Genomic DNA, 16,720 nt, shown 5'->3' with positions numbered 1-16,720 from the left:
CTGTTATGTTTTATAGGTTTACTTATTCAGATGAAGGCGGAAGTATTTCTTCATAAACAGAATGTAAACCAAACTTAATAGTAGAACGCAACCTATTAAATACGTATATGCATATTCTTGATAGTAAATATATCCTATGATAATAATAGCTTGCACCAGCATATAAATGGAGGAAACCAGCACATGAGGTAATTTCAACTCATTCGCCATAATCTGATACAAATGCTTCCGATGCGGCAAACCGATATTCTCATGGAGCATCAGCCGATGAATGATAGTCAGAACACTATCTACACCATAAACGGACAATAAGACAATCCAACTGAAATCACCAGTCTGAATGATTAGTCTGCCTATCAGGAAAAGAAGGATGAAGGCAATGCTCACAGAACCCACATCACCGGCAAAGCACTTCGCCTTCTTACGGAAATTGAAGAAGCAGAAGACAAGAACGGAACAAATAACGGTATAGATGAAATCCGCTTCCACAAAAGTCACCACCTCCTTATTGACATAAGCCAATGCAGTAAGAATAACCAGAGAATAACCGCCAGTTATTCCATTGATGCCATCCATAAAGTTGTAAGCATTGATAATGCCCGTGCAGACTATCAAGGCAATGAGTATCCACCACCACGACAAGGAAAACAGTCCCCACTGATAAAACATCAAAGCCATAGCCGAGAAATGAAAAAGCAGTCTTGTCATTTGTCGGGTAGATTTTATGTCATCCACAAAACTGATGAACGTCACCAGTGTCAAGGCCAGCAGGAACCAGGGATATTCAAAGCCACTCGTCAGGAAATAGGCCAATGCACCGAAATAGAAGATAATTCCACCACCACGCAAAGTCACTTTCGTATGAGAACTACGTTCATTGGGTTTGTCAATGATATTACACTTATCGGCTATCCTAAAATAAAAAAGTTCTGCTAAAAAGAGCAGAACTAATATAATCAGATAATACATAACAGTATTTTCCTCTTTAATCTTTAATTGTTAATTTATGAATGATTTTATCGTTCTTACTATCCCCTCCTCTGCCCTAACCGGCATCCTATCAATTCCCAAAGCTGCCTTAATCTTTGCATTACTCACCACATAGTTTTCCGTCAACTTACGCAAACGTTCCGTATTCAAAGGCAAATGGAGTAAGGTGCCCAATCCGGCACAACCTTCCATCATACGCTTATTCATCTTCCAGATATGCGGCTTACGCCCCAACACCTCACACATCAAAGCTATCAACTCATTCGTAGACAAAGCTTCATCATCACCCATGTGATAAATGCCACTCGAAACATCCTTCGTCAACAATCCCTCCACCACATAGCAAAGATTATCAATCGAAGTAAAGGACCTCCTGTTCTCAAAGTCTCCCAGAGGCCAAGGAATACCTTTCTTCACAACATTATAAAGCAAATTCAGATTCCCTTTATTTCCGGGACCATGAATCATACAAGGACGCAAGATATACACCTGTTTATCCGAGTGTATTCTATTCTCCTCCTCTAGGGAGGAGGAGTACCCGCAGGGGGAGGTGGTAGGTAAAATAAAATGTTCCTTTATATACTCTTCCGCAGCAATCTTACTCTCCCCATAAGGTCCAACCGGTGTCGGTATCACCTCCTCCGTCAGTACATCCCCCACTACACTATCTGCCGCTGCCTTCACAGAACTAAAGAAAATAAACTTCTTCGCAGATGATTCCAAAAAGAAATCAAAGATCTTTCGTGTTAAGCCAGTATTGATATCAAAATAAGCCTGAGCAGCAGACTGGTTCTTCGTATCATGTGCCTTGCCTGCCAAATGAATAATAGCATCAAACTTCGGAAGATTCTGCACCGGAAAAGAAGCAGGCTCAATATCCTTCCAAGAAAAAGTCTGTATCACACCCACCTTTTCAGGCGCAACAATATCCAGCCCATAAAGGCTATGATGTGCCTTTAAGGCAACCACAAGATTGGAGCCCACAAAACCATGAACTCCGGTAATAAGTATATTCATAAAGATTTAACCAAGTCTACATATTGTTTAGTCACCACATCCTTGGCATATAACCGTTCAATCACATTTACACCATTCCGGCCCAAAGAAACCAATTCATCTTTTGAAACCTCATTCAACCAATTCACCATTTCTCCCACTTTCTCTGCTATATCCTTTTCTGTTATCAACTTTGCACAGTTATATTCCTGCAAAAAGTTAACTATAGGAGTATCTTTTCCCGAACAAACCAACAAAGGTTTGCCACAGGCCATAATGGTATAAACCTTAGAAGGAAATCCTTGCATTTCCATTTCAGGATTCATAAAAATGAATTGAATATCCGAATAGGCAAGAATGGACGGCATCAAATCTCTGGACTGATAGGGCAAAATATGTATGCTACCCAATCCCAACTCACAAACCCTTTTTTCCAGAAGAGGTTTCATAACCCCTTCACCGATGATAAAATATTCAATAGGACATCCACGAGTCTTTTCCGCTAAATAGATCAAAGGCTCCCAGTCTTGTGCAAAGCCTATGTTTCCGGCATAAAGCAATTTCAAGGAAGTCGTTGCAGGAAAAAGATTAGCATCCAAGAACTTCGTGTTTCCTTTTCGAGGATTATATAATTCTGTGTCTACGAAGTTAGGTATTATATGGAGTTTGGATTTATCCTTAAACCTTCCGACTATTGTATTATAGAAGACTTGATCTATCGTCGTAACAGCTGTTGAATGATTATAAACATACCGTTCCATTTTACGCAATAAGGATATAATAAAACCGTCTTTCCGTTTCAGTATATCCGGATATATCTCCTGAACATTATATATAGTCTTACAACCCTTGATTTTTGCCAACCAAAGGTTGATCACACCGATAGTCAATGGAGGAGAAGGTGACAGGATGACACCTATATTTTTCAGAGATAACCCTACTAAAAAAGATACTATATGCCAATACAAAAATCCCAGTACCCGAAGAAAAGTATTTTTAAACTTTTTCTGCGGCACATGAACAACTCTAATGCCTTGAAAACAGCTTTCCTTACAAATCCCCCAGATTTTCCATTTCAGCGGTTGTGCTGACAACTGCGATTCTACTACATTGTAATGAGGTGTGGTAGTTAGTACTATTACTTCATAACTACTCTCTTTGAACTTCAACGCAATATCATCATAAAGATATGCTGTTGAAACCCCATCAGGGCTAAAAATCAAGCTATGTATCAAGATTCTCTTAGGCATATCCTATAACTTCCTCCAAACCATCTTATTTACCACCCCCGTATAGCTTTGTATCAACTTCACAACCTTAGTCGATACATTCTCATCCGTGTAGTTGGGAACCGGAATGCCATTATCACCGTTATTGTTCATTTCCACAGCTGTATCGACTGCCTGCAACAAAGATCTTTCATCAATGCCTGCCAAAATAAAACAACCCTTATCCAATGCTTCCGGACGTTCCGTGCTAGTACGAATGCATACGGCAGGGAATGAATAACCTACCGAAGTAAAGAAACTACTCTCTTCAGGCAATGTACCGCTGTCACTTACAACGGCATAAGCGTTCATTTGCAAACAGTTGTAATCGTGAAAGCCCAAAGGTTCATGACGGATAACCCGTTTGTCTAATTGAAAACAGCTTGTTTCCAGGCGGTTCCTACTACGGGGATGGCAACTATACAGTATAGGCATGTCATATCTCTCAGCCAAGGTATTAATGGCCTTGAACAATGAAAGGAAATTCTTTTCAGTATCTATATTTTCCTCCCGATGCGCGGAAAGCAAGATATAACGTCCTTTCTGCAGATTCAATCTTGCGTGAATATCCGAAGCCATTATCTCAGCTAAATTCTCATGCAGCACTTCAGCCATCGGGGAACCCGTTACATAAGTACGTTCTTTGGCAACACCCGAAGCGTTCAGATATCTACGGGCATGTTCCGAATAGCAAAGGTTCACATCAGAAATTATATCCACTATCCTGCGGTTGGTTTCTTCCGGCAGGCATTCATCAAAACAGCGGTTACCAGCCTCCATGTGGAAAATAGGAATATGAAGCCGTTTGGCACCTATCACGCTCAGACAAGAATTGGTATCACCAAGCACCAACACTGCATCAGGATTTGTCTCCGCCATCAATTTATAGCTGGCATTGATAATATTTCCCATCGTGGCACCAAGATCATCACCCACTGCATTCATATACACATCAGGATCTTTCAGCTTCAAGTCACGAAAGAAAATCCCGTTCAGGTTATAATCATAATTCTGGCCCGTATGGGCAAGTATACAGTCAAAATACTTGCGACATTTATTAATCACGGCAGCCAGGCGGATAATCTCCGGGCGGGTACCCACGATTATCAAAAGTTTCAGCTTACCGTTCTCCTGGAACTTTATATCAGAATAATCCAATCGAATCTCCATTTTCTATTTTCTTCCTTTTGTTCTTATGTCTTCAAACCTCTTCAAAATATGTATCCGGCCTATCCGGGTCAAAACACTCGTTACACCACATGAACGTCACCAGATCTTCCGTTTCAGAGAGATTGATGATATTATGCGTATATCCGGGAATCATTTCCACCACTTCCATCTTTTCGCCACAAACTTCAAAGTCAACAACCTCTTCAGTGCCGATCTTGCGGAGTTGAATCAAACCATGGCCGCTTACTACTACAAACTTTTCATTTTTAGTATGATGCCAGTGCTGGCCTTTGGTAATGCCCGGCTTGGAAATATTTACTGAAAACTGACCACGGTCTGTAGTACGTATTATTTCTGTAAAACTTCCACGACCATCCACATTCATCTTCAAAGGATAGACAAACTTTTCCTTGGGCAGATAGGACAGATAGGTGGAATAAAGTTTCTTAGTAAAGGCATTACTCAAATCTGGTACGGACAAAGTAACGGGCATCGCCTTGAATGAATAAATCAAGTCAACGATTTCTCCCAAGGTGACAGCATGCACAGTAGGAACTTCACAATAATTCCTTACGCTATGTTCCTTGCCAGCCAATGCAGCAATCAGCTCATCCACTACATCATCTATATACACCAGGCTCATCATAACCGAAGGGTCATTTACCTGGATAGGCAAATCGTGGGCAATGTTATGGCAGAACGTAGCTACCGCACTGTTATAGTTGGGACGACACCATTTACCGAAGACATTCGGAAAACGATAAACCAGTACCTTTGCACCCGTTTCCCTGCTGTAATCAAACATCAACTCTTCGCCTGCACGCTTCGATTCACCGTAGGGGTTATCCAATGTAGCTTGTATAGAGGAGGAGATCATTACCGGACACGTATTTCCATATTTCTTCAAGGTAGCAAGAAGTGTGGAAGCAAAGCCGAAATTACCTTGCATAAACTCTGTCTGCTCTTTGGGACGGTTTACACCAGCCAGGTTAAAAACAAAATCTGCTTGTTTACAATAAACATCCAGCTCCGAAGGATCACTGTCTACATCATATGCATAGATTGTCAACTCAGCTCCTGATAGCCCATAGTTCCTTGCTTTCCCGCTTTGAATATTATGCAATTGGGATACAAGATTCCGGCCGATAAACCCTTTGGCACCGGTTATTAAAACTTTCATAAAGACAAATGGGTTATTTATTCACTCTTGATCTCTGTACTTTTCGCTTTCTCCTCCAATCCAAGATCTTCACGGATAAAACGAAGTTTCAAGAGAAGCTTTTTCATACCTTCTACATCCAGACGGGCAGTGTTATGACTGTGGTAGTCTTCTATTTTAGCGACATCCTCATTACCCTCCGTAAAGAACTTGTCATAATTCAAATCGCGGGTATCACAAGGGATACGGTAATATTCTCCCATATCAATGGCTTTAGCCATTTCCTCGCGGGTCACCAGTGTCTCGTACAGTTTCTCACCATGGCGGGTACCGATAGTTTTCACTTCCGTCTCACCATATTTTGGATTTATCTGCGCGTAAGTTTCTTTCAGAGCTTGGGCCAATACATCCAGCGTGGCGGCAGGAGCTTTCTGCACGAACAAGTCCCCGTTATGACCATGTTCAAATGCGTAGATTACCAAATCTACGGCATCATCCAAGGTCATCATGAAACGGGTCATGTTGGGATCCGTTATCGTAACGGGCTTACCATTCTTTATCTGCTCCACCCAAAGGGGAATTACCGAACCACGGCTTGCCATCACATTACCGTAACGGGTACAACAAATAGTAGTTCCAACTCCATCGCCGAGAGCACGTCCTTTGGCTATTGCAACCTTCTCCATCATCGCTTTGCTAATACCCATGGCATTGATGGGATAGGCAGCTTTGTCGGTAGAAAGTACGACTACATTTTTTACGCCATGGGCTATGGCCGATTCCAATACGTTATCTGTACCGATTACATTGGTCTGTACAGCCTGCAAGGGAAAGAATTCACAACTAGGCACTTGCTTCAAGGCAGCAGCGGAAAAAACGTAATCCACTCCCACCATTGCACTATCAATAGATTGACGGTCACGCACATTGCCGATGTAAAATTTCACTTTAGGATTTTGCAGGTGATGACGCATGTCATCTTGCTTCTTTTCATCACGGCTAAATATGCGGATTTCCTTGATATCAGAATCAAGAAAACGACGCAATACAGCATTACCGAAGGAACCTGTTCCACCGGTAATTAATAAAACTTTATCTTTAAAAATGGACATAATAATATTTTATAATTATAAAATCTATAAAATGGAAAAAGTACAACTTTAAGCTAATTATTCTTTTTAGCTAAATCCACACTACTATAAATAATATATTAGAGAGTATATTTCAACACATCAATCTGATTTTCATAAGCATACTGCCTTGCTGTTTCAAGCCCTAATTTTCTCATTCTATATAGTTCACACTCATCAATAGTAACTAATTCCTTAAATACAGAGATCAAGGACGAGATGCTATGAGGATTAAATAAAACTCCGTTCTTCCTATTATTAATTATATACGGAATGCTCCCTACAGATGTTGACAGGACCAAACAACCACTAGCCATTGCCTCTAAAATAACTTGAGGTAATCCTTCACTGTAACTAGGTAAAATAAAAATGTCATTAGCACGATATATATTCAATAATTCCTCTCCGTAAGTCTTATAACCAACCAAAGTAACCTTATTATCAAGATTTATTCTTTTTACTAAATTTATCATTTCTTTTTTGTATGTTCCATCACCAACTATAGTTAAATGATAGTTAAAATAGTCTTGTTCCGATAAAGCAATAATCAATTCATATAATCCTTTATTTATTTCTATCCGTCCAACAAATAATAAATTTACAGTATTATTAAAGCTTAAATTACCTATTCTCGAAAGAGGAACAATATCATTGATTTTATATCTAGAACTTATAAATATTGAACATTTAGAAGTAAAGTTGCAATACCTTTTAGCTATACTAGGTCCAAGAGCTAGAATTGTTAAATCATTTTTTTGAGTCAACATCTCAACTGAATGCTCTAAGTAATTCGCAACACAAGTAGCCAAAATTTTCTTTATTCCATTAAATCGCTGAGGAATAACAGCTCTTGTATCTTGTCTAACAAGGAGTCTCATTGGTTTTTCATATTTTTGTGCGATATGAATTAAGTCTATACTAATCGGAGATGGAGTCATTATCAATAAACAGTCTGAACTTTCCACAAACTCCTCCAATATTTTTTTATTAAAATATCTATATATCAAATATTTACAGCACAAACACACCAAATTTCGATAGGTAGACACTTTGTAAAACTTATCATATTTCACAATTTTATAGCTATATAAAGAAGCTTCTATGTCATCTGTAATACGACCCAGAAAAGATAAATTATATTCAAAGGATAATTGATTTAGTAGTAATGTGTATATATCACTACAATATAAATCGCCATTCTTAAATTGGTAATTGGCTTCTAAGTATACGCCAAGCTTCATAGTAGTAATTAAAACTAAATATTTATAGTCTTCCGTCTATCAAACCTTTATCACAAAAACCTTTTACATCAAATATAACATGCTTACTTTTAACTATCTCTTTTACATTTATTTTTTTAAAACAATCATGAGCTACAGCGAAAATAACCGTATCAAAATTTTGTGTGGACAATTGAGACTCTATGTTTAAGTTATACTCTCGATTAACAATTTCAACGTTTGCCCAAGGATCATAAACAGTTATATTCAGATTGTATTCTTTCAAAGCTCTATAGATATCTATCACTTTCGTATTACGAACATCTGGACAATTTTCCTTGAAAGTAAACCCAAGTATCAGTATACTGGAATTTAAAACTTGAAGTCCTTTTTTCAGCATCAACTTCACCACTTGATTAGCAACATATTCTCCCATGCCATCATTCATTCTTCTACCTGCCAAAATTATCTCAGGATTATAGCCATAGTTCTGTGCACACTGAGCCAAATAGTAAGGATCTACACCGATACAATGTCCACCAACCAATCCCGGTTTAAAAGGGAGAAAGTTCCACTTGGTACTTGCAGCCTCCAGTACATCCTGGGTATCAATATTCATACGAGTAAATATTTTAGATAGTTCATTAACAAAAGCAATATTTATATCCCGCTGTGAATTTTCAATAACCTTCGCTGCTTCTGCCACTTTCATTGTAGGTGCTAAATGTGTACCTGCTGTTATTACAGAAGCATAAATCTCATTCACTTTCTTACCTATTTCGGGAGTAGAGCCAGAAGTTACTTTCTTGATTCTCTCCACTGTATGCTGCTTATCACCCGGATTTATGCGTTCAGGAGAATAGCCAGCAAAAAAGTCTATATTGAATTTTAGGCCTGAAACTTTTTCTACTACAGGAATGCATTCATCCTCTGTTACACCCGGATATACAGTCGATTCATACACCACAATATCGCCTTTGGTTATCACTTTTCCTACAGTAGTACTTGCACTATACAAAGGAGTTAAATCTGGATTATGATTACCATCTACAGGAGTAGGAACAGCTATAATATAAAAATTGCAGTTACAAATATCTTCAATATTAGTTGTACATTTAAACCCATTTGCAATTGCAGATTGTAACAATTCATCTGATACTTCAAGTGTGGTATCATGGCCTGCCATCAAAGTATCCACTCGCGTCTTATTCATATCAAAACCTACTGTTTCATACTTAGTAGAGAATAAACGAGCCAAAGGAAGCCCTACGTAACCAAGACCGATTACGGCTATTTTTACTGTATCCATAAATTTTCTATATTTATATAAAAATTATAATGATTCAAAAGCCAACATCTTTATCTCTTGAAAAGTAAAAATGTAAAAATGTTCATATAAGTGAATTATTAAACTAAAATACTGTGAAATTCAGTTCTAAATACTAACAGTATTAAATTATATTCATAGGATTTAGACTAAACACTTAACAACTGTACAAACTCATTTTGATATGAAATTATGTCAAATTTTTCACCGCAAATCATTTTTGCATTATGACTCATTTCTTGGATTTCCTGTGGTGTAAGTTTTAATGCCCTTCTCAAAGTATAAGCAACATCTGATTCTTTCAACGATTTTACAATAAAAGAATTCTTTCCATCAATTAGAAAATCACCTAAATCCGATGATATATTACAAATAATAGGAGTCCCGCAGAAAAACGATTCTATAGATTTCGTAGGAAATCCAGCCTTTGCATATCGTGCATCAGAATCACGTAGAAAAACAGAAAAATTCGATTGGGCAATGATATTCAATGTTTCTTCTCGCTTCCTCTTTCCCATTATCAATAACACAGACGATACTTTCGAATAAACTTTATCCGCAACTAACGCTCTCAAAGCTCTATCATCAACCCCAACAATTACAACCCGAATTTGGGATAGCTCAAAGTCATCCAATAAAAATAATCCATTCAAAAAAGCATCTAGGTAGTCCTTTTTTCCTGGACTACCTGCATATACTATTTGTAATTTACCATCATATTTTTTTATGCATGACGGTGCTTCTTTCATATTAAAAAATATAGGGATACGAACTGTGAAAAAACCTCTTTTGGAAAACGAAGTATATAAATAATGACTTATCGAAATTATACGGGTTCTTTTCATTAAAAAATACTTATTCTCAAGATTCTTTAAAATATATTGAAACGAAAATATTCCTAATTTAAATTGTTTAGAAGAATACCATTCAACAACATCTTTTACCAATAATATCTTATAAAAGGAGCAATAGATTTGTAAACCCAATAAGACATCAGGAAAACTAGTTCCTAAAATGATACTATCAACAGACATCTTGTTTTTGATATTTCTTAGCATTTTCATCACTCGAAAAAGAAATAGAAAATAAGTTGAGTATTTATTGGCACTCCTTAACGTGTAATATTTGATCCCTTTATACAAGAGTTCATTGAAAGGTGTACCTTCATTGCCAAGTCCTATTACAATAACTCGATATCCTAAAGTCTGAAGAGAAAGAGCCATATTATAAAAACGAACAGAACCAGCATCACCTTCTGGAAATTTATACTGAGAGATTAATAATATTGTCTTCATGTTCTGCCTTTGCTCAGTAATCTATTCATTCTGCTTTTCATCGTTTTTACAAAACTATCATTTGAACCTACAAAAAAAATCATTTTTGCAATAACATTTAATTTTGCTTTCATCCTATAAATTAGTGGGAGTGTTATAATATTAGATATTTTAGATTCAAATGCCCTATCAATCATTACAACTTTGGGATGCTTTAGTGGAAACTCCATTGGTATGGTTTTCAACTCACAAAAGCGCTTTGTCATAATATTATCTAATGAAATTCCCCCATGAACAGAATTTAAATCTACTCCTATATTCCTAATTTGATTATACTTAGGAACTATGCCATATAATCCATGTACTCTGATAGAAAAAGCCATCTGAGCATCCCATGAATTAAAACGCTGTCCTCTTCTCAATCGATCAAGCTCCATATCCCATCTCTTAATATCTTGCTTTAATAAAACTTTGTTATCATATTTACTCTCTATCTCTTTACGGATATACTTATCTGCCCACAATTCTAAAAAACCATCATAATATTTATTAAATTTATCACTCCATGAAGCCCAACCACAAGGCAACATATTATGTGTAAAAAGATAACTACTCCCATCTTTTGGCTCATAGTTTATCAAATAATTTGTACCACAAATCCATAATATTCTACTATCGTCCTTATATTTATCCAAGAGTTCCTCACAAAATTGAAAAAATGAAATTTCAGGCAAATTATCATCTTCTAAAAAAATAGCCATAGGCTCTTGGCTAAATACCCATTTTGCTCCTAATGCTATGCGATTATACACACCTTCATTTTTATCTGCATAATTCTTCACAACAGTACAAGGCCAAGTTATAATATCTTCAACTTGCCTTCTACAATCTGCAACAATTTCCTTTTCTTTCTCAGAGCGTCCACCATCGCTTATTAAATATATTTTTTTAGGAGCAACTGATGATAGTTGACTTATTATTTTCTTTGTTTTCTCTATTCTTAAAAAGAAAAAAACAACAATAGGAACATCACTTCTCATTATATTCTTTTCAATAATTTATATTTTAACTCAAATTCCATACAGATATTTCTCAGCAAGAGTCCAATAGAAACAATTATAATAACTAAACATTCTGATAGAAGACTACTAAATGTATAAACTGTATATAGCGACAATAAAGATAAAAGAATTCCATACGTTGCTTGTCCTCTAAACAATGAAGCTGCATTAAGAAAGACAGATACTTGTGTATTCCATACATACAAGCCGACAAATAAAAGACAAGAAATTATCAATTCCATTGGTGGTATAATTTCCATATTTGTCCACCACAAAATAAAAGGTCTAGAAAATATCCCAGCTAAAACTAATATTATAATAAGCGAAGAGAATACAGCAACTCTCATTTTCCTCAATGTGCGCTTTATCCATTCTCTCTCTTTCTTAGCATATGCATCTGTTACTGCAGGCCAAAACGGCAATATGACCAAAGTATAAAATAATACAGCCACATTTAAAACGCGCATTATAACAGAATATGCAGCAACCTGATTTAATCCAAAATTAAAGGAAATCAACAGAGGAGTCAGTTGGGAAACTAAAAAAATAGAAATACCAGCACCAAGTCCTACTATACCAACTTTAAATATTTGCGTTAATTCATGAATATCGAATAAAGCCAAATCTAAAGTTAACGAATATCTTTTACAACAAAAAAAGATAGAGATAATTAAACAAATGTAAGGAGTACCATTAAAAACAAATACAAGTTGAGCTAATGACGCATTACTACATGTTCCCCAATATAAAAAAAATAGAGATAAAAGACGCGAAAACACATTAATATACCGATAAATATAACCTTCCTGAAAAGCATCAAATGTTCGTTGTATTATTCCCGCAATCACCCCCAATCCTATTATTAAACATACTGATATTATAGTTGGGGTTATATCACTGTCAATAGAAGAGTCATTGTACTTTATCCAATTGACAACAGAAGGGGCTATATAATTAACAAGAAAAAGAACTATACAAAAAAGAATTATGGCCATAAATATTGACATATATAATGATGATACAAAAATAGATTGAATTCTTATTCTTTCATTATTGGCAATACATATAGAAATACGATTTTGCATTCCTATCCCTAACCCAAAATCAGAAAAGGAAAGAAAAGAAAAAGCAGCAGCAAATGCTGCCCATAATCCATAACGTTCAACACCTACTGCGTTGATAAGAAGAGGTACACTTATAAAAGATGTCAGAATATTCACAAATTGGACTAAAAGCGAAACAATAGATGTTTTTATAGCTTTAGCATATCTAATATCATTCCAATTTGATAGCTTTATAAAGTTTCTCATTTCAAGGAAATATCAGATTATACTTAAATAGAGAATAGATCGTATCATCCAAATAAAGTATATAAAATCTCACAAAAGAGATGACATATAACAACAACAATAATTTATACTGCCATCTATATTCTTGACTCTTCAGATATTGCATATTATTTAGCATATATATAATATTTATAATAGCAATATGCCGAAAGACCCTTACTGTAATAGCCACAAAGGCATAAGATATAATTAGCAACAGTAATAGTACATTTATATTTAAAATATATGTATCAATATTGCTATGATTTAAATGCAAACGTCCTTTTATTGAATAAAAACACAAAATTGAATATACATTTATAATTTGAAAAAAAGAATTAATAACGAAGACTCCTGGTGTACTCGTATAATAATCTAATCTATCTGTTCCAAGCACACTCCCTATTTGCCCAACAAAACTTCTTCCAAATAGGAAAAAAAACATAGTAAATACTACAATTAAAATTATTGTTTTATTAACAGATAGTGGTTTTAATATAAATGCCAAAAACATTATTGCATAAAATATAGAACTACTATGAATGAAAGAAGCCAAAATTACAGCAAATAAAAATTTTATATATTTATATTTTGAGTTTATAAATACACTATACAAACCTTGAAGAAAAATAGAAATGGCCAAAAAATTCCTGAACAGCACATAATCTAGTGGAAAAAAAAACCAAAAGAAACAGATTGTAAACAGAGCGGGTGTAGAGGAAAATTTCAATATAAACCGCAACCATAATATTAAAATAGCTAAAGATATTATTATATAAAATTCCTGAAAAGTAAAGCCCAGTAAATTGAACCATAAAATAATAGCTCTAAACCCTACCTCATATTGACTTATATCCAAATTGAATATTGGATTATTATACATTGTTTCATATGCATCATAATCTCCATTGTAATAGTTCCAACCGAATAGGAGCCACATAAAACAAAAAAACAATATTGTTACAGCTTTAGAACGCTTAAAAAGAAGTGCAGAGACCGTCAACGCAAAAGCTATCGCACATTCAAATATCATTCTTACGTTTTTTAGTTTTCCTATTCTGCAAAATCATTTGTTTCACTCATAATATTGTAAACACATCAGTGCCACCACTATTCATTTTTTATTAATCCTCACACAATTTTAATTAATAAAACATCAACATACTGCTGACGGGAAAGGTTATAAGAGAATAGATTAAACAACATAAAGCTAATTACTATAAATACTCTTTATAATATATTCTTATAAATTTCGCCAATACCAATTACAAGCTTCTTTTAGCCCCTGACGTATAGAATATTGAGGATTATACTGCAAAAGCTTTCTTGCTTTGTCTATGCAGGCTAAAGAATGAGGAATATCACCAATTCTGTTGGGACCATGCAAAACTTCTACATTTGCTATTTCCGAATCAAACTCGCCCAAGTACTCTTTCAAATAATTGACCAGTTGATTCAGAGTAGTATGTTCTCCAAAAGCTGTATTATACACTTGATTGACAGCCTCTTGATTTGTAGTAGTCATAGCCAGTATATTCATTTGAATTACATTGTCTATGTAAGTAAAATCGCGACTATACTCTCCATCACCATTGATCACCAGACTTTCATGTAGCATTAATTTCTTCACAAACAATGGTATAACAGCAGCATAAGCACCAAATGGGTTCTGACGACGACCGAAAACATTAAAGTAGCGTAATCCTATGCACTCAATACCATAAGTACGAGAAAAAACATCTGCATAAAGTTCATTTACATATTTAGTTACAGCATAAGGAGACAATGGTTTGCCTATTATATTTTCTACTTTCGGGAGTGATTCACTATCACCATACGTAGATGAACTTGCTGCATATATAAAGCGTTTTACTCCTGCATCGCGAGCCGCAATTATCATATTTAAAAATCCACCGATGTTCACGTCATTTGTCGTTATCGGATCGTTTATAGACCGTGGAACAGATCCCAAAGCAGCTTCATGCAATACATAATTAACCCCTTTTACTGCTTTTTGGCAGTCAGCAAGATGGCGAATATCTCCAACTATTAATTTAAACGTATTTGGATATTGATTAAACAAAAATAGAATATTCTCAATCTTCCCCGTTGAAAAGTTATCTAGACAGATTACATTATAATTATGGGCAAGTAAAGACTCGCAGAGGTTAGAGCCGATAAAACCAGCTCCGCCAGTTACTAAAACAGTTTGCATATAATTATTAGATTTTGATCATGAATTTACAAATGTATTATAATAAGTAGATAAAAAGACGGAGCTATTTTTTTACTATTTTGTAAGTATACTTATAGTTTATAGTATTTTCCAGTTCTTCAACAGCTTCCATCTGTTCCGAAGTCAGTGCCGCCTTATCCCATGTATCAATAATAGAATAAGCTTGATCTGCTAATTCTTTCTCATAAACTGCTTCATGGCAGTATGTTAGAAGCTGAACCTTCAAAAGCGAAGGAGATAATTTATCCAGCACTTCCCAGCACCTATCCAGTACCCCTTGAATATGTTCTTGCTTATCCCCATTATCATAAGCTGTCGCATTATAGGCCATTAAAAGAGAAAGGCAGAGCTTTGCTTCCTCTTCAGGAGTAGCCCCACAGCAAGAATACAATTCATTGGCCAACTGATAAACTTCACGATTCAAGCGAGTAAAGTCATCGCTATAAATAGGTTTCCCATCCGTACCCAAGTAAAGAAGTTCATGGGCAAGGGCATACAAAGTTGAAACGTTGTCGTTCATTTATGATTGATTTTTAATTATTGTTCAATTGGTTCTATGAGGGAAGAATGTATAAAAGTAGTAGCAACAGCCATGACGCCTTCTATATTTACTACTACCCGCCGGTCATGGCGAATACGTACAAACTCACCTTCCACTCCTTCGAAGATACCACCGGTGATACGGACTTTTGTTCCTTTGGTTATATTGAGTTCGGTAGGTTCAAGATAGAGAACTGCCTGATCGTAAGTTCCTGAAACAGCAATGAAGCTACGCATTTGGGAATCCGGGATAATAATGGGTTGATGAGTTTCACGATCCATAATATAACGAATCGGAATATTCATTCCAGGTTTATTCTTAATCTCATCAATACACTCACGGGTGGAACGAACAAATACTAAATTGTGAATGGCAGGAACCAGTTTTCGCATGCGACGCTCGTTTTTCATAATGTATTCGTAGCGCATGGGAAGATAGTTCTCAATGCCTTCCGCATCCAGATATTCCTTGAAAACAAGCTCACGACTATAGGTAACACGCACTGCATACCAGTGCATTGCTATATTTTCGTTCACAAAAATATGTTATTGGGGGACACCGGAGTAGCGAAGTACCTCCCGGTCAAATTATGTAATGCGTTTATTATTAATGCTTTTGGTGCATCCATCTTATTTCAGAACCCTCCACCATCTCGGAAGGAAGGCGACGAAATAGTTATTTTTCAGTTATCTTGCGATAAACTATTATAAACGAAGCGATTATTAGCAAAAAATGGCTTTTAAACGTTCGTTTAATGGACACTCTTTTTCACCTACTCCAATATCACGCAATTTCCACTGAAGCAGATGTTAAATATCGGAGTCTTGTACACTCTTAATTAATTGATAAATAACAATATATGCTTTTAACAGAAAAAGATTTGCATTTTATTTCTTGGAATATTTTGTAATTTCATTTCTTGCTCTTACCTTTGCGTCCATTAAACGAACGTTTAAAGAACGCTTTTTCATCCTTGATTTTCAGGCAATTACCATCTCATTTTTATATAACTTCCCGCAC

Annotated in this window: 15 protein-coding genes; all 15 read right to left on the bottom strand. The window is 35.7% G+C overall.

Annotation, left to right across the window (positions count from 1 at the left end):
• Positions 1-18 precede the first annotated feature (18 nt).
• The 15 genes from AAE250_RS04025 to AAE250_RS03955 all read right to left on the bottom strand — a co-directional run bounded on the left by AAE250_RS04025 (position 19) and on the right by AAE250_RS03955 (position 16,218).
• Positions 19-969: an MraY family glycosyltransferase gene (locus AAE250_RS04025; protein WP_294596937.1), complete on the bottom strand. Its 951-nt coding sequence runs from the start codon at positions 967-969 to the stop codon at positions 19-21.
• Positions 970-999: 30 nt separating this feature from the next.
• Complete coding sequence (locus tag AAE250_RS04020) at positions 1,000-2,007, bottom strand: NAD-dependent epimerase/dehydratase family protein (RefSeq protein WP_342288739.1); 1,008 nt, start codon at positions 2,005-2,007, stop codon at positions 1,000-1,002.
• Positions 2,004-3,236 carry a glycosyltransferase family 4 protein gene (locus AAE250_RS04015; protein WP_342288738.1) on the bottom strand — a complete coding sequence of 411 codons (1,233 nt, stop codon included), beginning with the start codon at positions 3,234-3,236 and terminating at the stop codon, positions 2,004-2,006. Before AAE250_RS04015 ends, AAE250_RS04020 begins: the two co-directional genes overlap by 4 nt.
• A gap of 3 nt (positions 3,237-3,239) precedes the next feature.
• Positions 3,240-4,424: a non-hydrolyzing UDP-N-acetylglucosamine 2-epimerase gene (wecB, locus tag AAE250_RS04010; RefSeq protein ID WP_342288737.1), complete on the bottom strand. Its 1,185-nt coding sequence runs from the start codon at positions 4,422-4,424 to the stop codon at positions 3,240-3,242.
• 31 nt (positions 4,425-4,455) lie between these two features.
• Positions 4,456-5,604, bottom strand: coding sequence for a capsular polysaccharide biosynthesis protein CapF (locus AAE250_RS04005; RefSeq protein ID WP_342288736.1), 1,149 nt, complete (start codon positions 5,602-5,604; stop codon positions 4,456-4,458).
• Positions 5,605-5,621: 17 nt separating this feature from the next.
• On the bottom strand, positions 5,622-6,695 hold the full coding sequence (locus tag AAE250_RS04000) for a polysaccharide biosynthesis protein (protein WP_342288735.1): 1,074 nt from the start codon (positions 6,693-6,695) through the stop codon (positions 5,622-5,624).
• A 98-nt stretch (positions 6,696-6,793) separates the two neighbouring features.
• Positions 6,794-7,954, bottom strand: a complete 1,161-nt coding sequence (locus tag AAE250_RS03995; RefSeq protein WP_342288734.1) for a glycosyltransferase family 4 protein — start codon at positions 7,952-7,954, stop codon at positions 6,794-6,796.
• A 22-nt stretch (positions 7,955-7,976) separates the two neighbouring features.
• Complete coding sequence (locus AAE250_RS03990; protein ID WP_342288733.1) at positions 7,977-9,242, bottom strand: nucleotide sugar dehydrogenase; 1,266 nt, start codon at positions 9,240-9,242, stop codon at positions 7,977-7,979.
• Positions 9,243-9,409: 167 nt separating this feature from the next.
• Positions 9,410-10,555, bottom strand: coding sequence for a glycosyltransferase (locus tag AAE250_RS03985; RefSeq protein ID WP_342288732.1), 1,146 nt, complete (start codon positions 10,553-10,555; stop codon positions 9,410-9,412).
• Entirely contained in the window at positions 10,552-11,574 is a 1,023-nt protein-coding gene (locus AAE250_RS03980; RefSeq protein WP_342288731.1) for a glycosyltransferase family 2 protein, read from the bottom strand. The genes AAE250_RS03985 and AAE250_RS03980 overlap by 4 nt, the downstream gene beginning before the upstream one ends.
• Complete coding sequence (locus AAE250_RS03975) at positions 11,574-12,905, bottom strand: lipopolysaccharide biosynthesis protein (RefSeq protein ID WP_342288730.1); 1,332 nt, start codon at positions 12,903-12,905, stop codon at positions 11,574-11,576. Before AAE250_RS03975 ends, AAE250_RS03980 begins: the two co-directional genes overlap by 1 nt.
• A gap of 1 nt (position 12,906) precedes the next feature.
• Positions 12,907-13,956 carry an EpsG family protein gene (locus AAE250_RS03970; protein WP_342288729.1) on the bottom strand — a complete coding sequence of 350 codons (1,050 nt, stop codon included), beginning with the start codon at positions 13,954-13,956 and terminating at the stop codon, positions 12,907-12,909.
• 210 nt (positions 13,957-14,166) lie between these two features.
• Positions 14,167-15,138, bottom strand: coding sequence for an SDR family oxidoreductase (locus tag AAE250_RS03965; protein ID WP_342288728.1), 972 nt, complete (start codon positions 15,136-15,138; stop codon positions 14,167-14,169).
• 64 nt (positions 15,139-15,202) lie between these two features.
• Positions 15,203-15,679, bottom strand: coding sequence for a UpxZ family transcription anti-terminator antagonist (locus AAE250_RS03960; RefSeq protein ID WP_342288727.1), 477 nt, complete (start codon positions 15,677-15,679; stop codon positions 15,203-15,205).
• Between the two features lie 17 nt (positions 15,680-15,696).
• Complete coding sequence (locus AAE250_RS03955; protein ID WP_446715727.1) at positions 15,697-16,218, bottom strand: UpxY family transcription antiterminator; 522 nt, start codon at positions 16,216-16,218, stop codon at positions 15,697-15,699.
• Between the last annotated feature and the right edge of the window lie 502 nt (positions 16,219-16,720).

The organism is Bacteroides sp. GD17, assembly GCF_038448625.1.
GTDB lineage: Bacteria > Bacteroidota > Bacteroidia > Bacteroidales > Bacteroidaceae > Bacteroides.
This window is presented reverse-complemented; position numbering and strand designations above follow the sequence as displayed.

Coding starts and splice junctions, on each gene's coding strand:
- AAE250_RS03975 (WP_342288730.1), bottom strand. CDS start 12,905: ATGAGAAACTTTATAAAGCTATCAAATTGGAATGATATTAGATATGCT.
- AAE250_RS04020 (WP_342288739.1), bottom strand. CDS start 2,007: ATGAATATACTTATTACCGGAGTTCATGGTTTTGTGGGCTCCAATCTT.
- AAE250_RS03960 (WP_342288727.1), bottom strand. CDS start 15,679: ATGAACGACAACGTTTCAACTTTGTATGCCCTTGCCCATGAACTTCTT.
- AAE250_RS03970 (WP_342288729.1), bottom strand. CDS start 13,956: ATGATATTTGAATGTGCGATAGCTTTTGCGTTGACGGTCTCTGCACTT.
- AAE250_RS04000 (WP_342288735.1), bottom strand. CDS start 6,695: ATGTCCATTTTTAAAGATAAAGTTTTATTAATTACCGGTGGAACAGGT.
- AAE250_RS03955 (WP_446715727.1), bottom strand. CDS start 16,218: ATGCACTGGTATGCAGTGCGTGTTACCTATAGTCGTGAGCTTGTTTTC.
- AAE250_RS03995 (WP_342288734.1), bottom strand. CDS start 7,954: ATGAAGCTTGGCGTATACTTAGAAGCCAATTACCAATTTAAGAATGGC.
- AAE250_RS04025 (WP_294596937.1), bottom strand. CDS start 969: ATGTATTATCTGATTATATTAGTTCTGCTCTTTTTAGCAGAACTTTTT.
- wecB (WP_342288737.1), bottom strand. CDS start 4,424: ATGGAGATTCGATTGGATTATTCTGATATAAAGTTCCAGGAGAACGGT.
- AAE250_RS04015 (WP_342288738.1), bottom strand. CDS start 3,236: ATGCCTAAGAGAATCTTGATACATAGCTTGATTTTTAGCCCTGATGGG.
- AAE250_RS03965 (WP_342288728.1), bottom strand. CDS start 15,138: ATGCAAACTGTTTTAGTAACTGGCGGAGCTGGTTTTATCGGCTCTAAC.
- AAE250_RS03985 (WP_342288732.1), bottom strand. CDS start 10,555: ATGAAGACAATATTATTAATCTCTCAGTATAAATTTCCAGAAGGTGAT.
- AAE250_RS03980 (WP_342288731.1), bottom strand. CDS start 11,574: ATGAGAAGTGATGTTCCTATTGTTGTTTTTTTCTTTTTAAGAATAGAG.
- AAE250_RS03990 (WP_342288733.1), bottom strand. CDS start 9,242: ATGGATACAGTAAAAATAGCCGTAATCGGTCTTGGTTACGTAGGGCTT.
- AAE250_RS04005 (WP_342288736.1), bottom strand. CDS start 5,604: ATGAAAGTTTTAATAACCGGTGCCAAAGGGTTTATCGGCCGGAATCTT.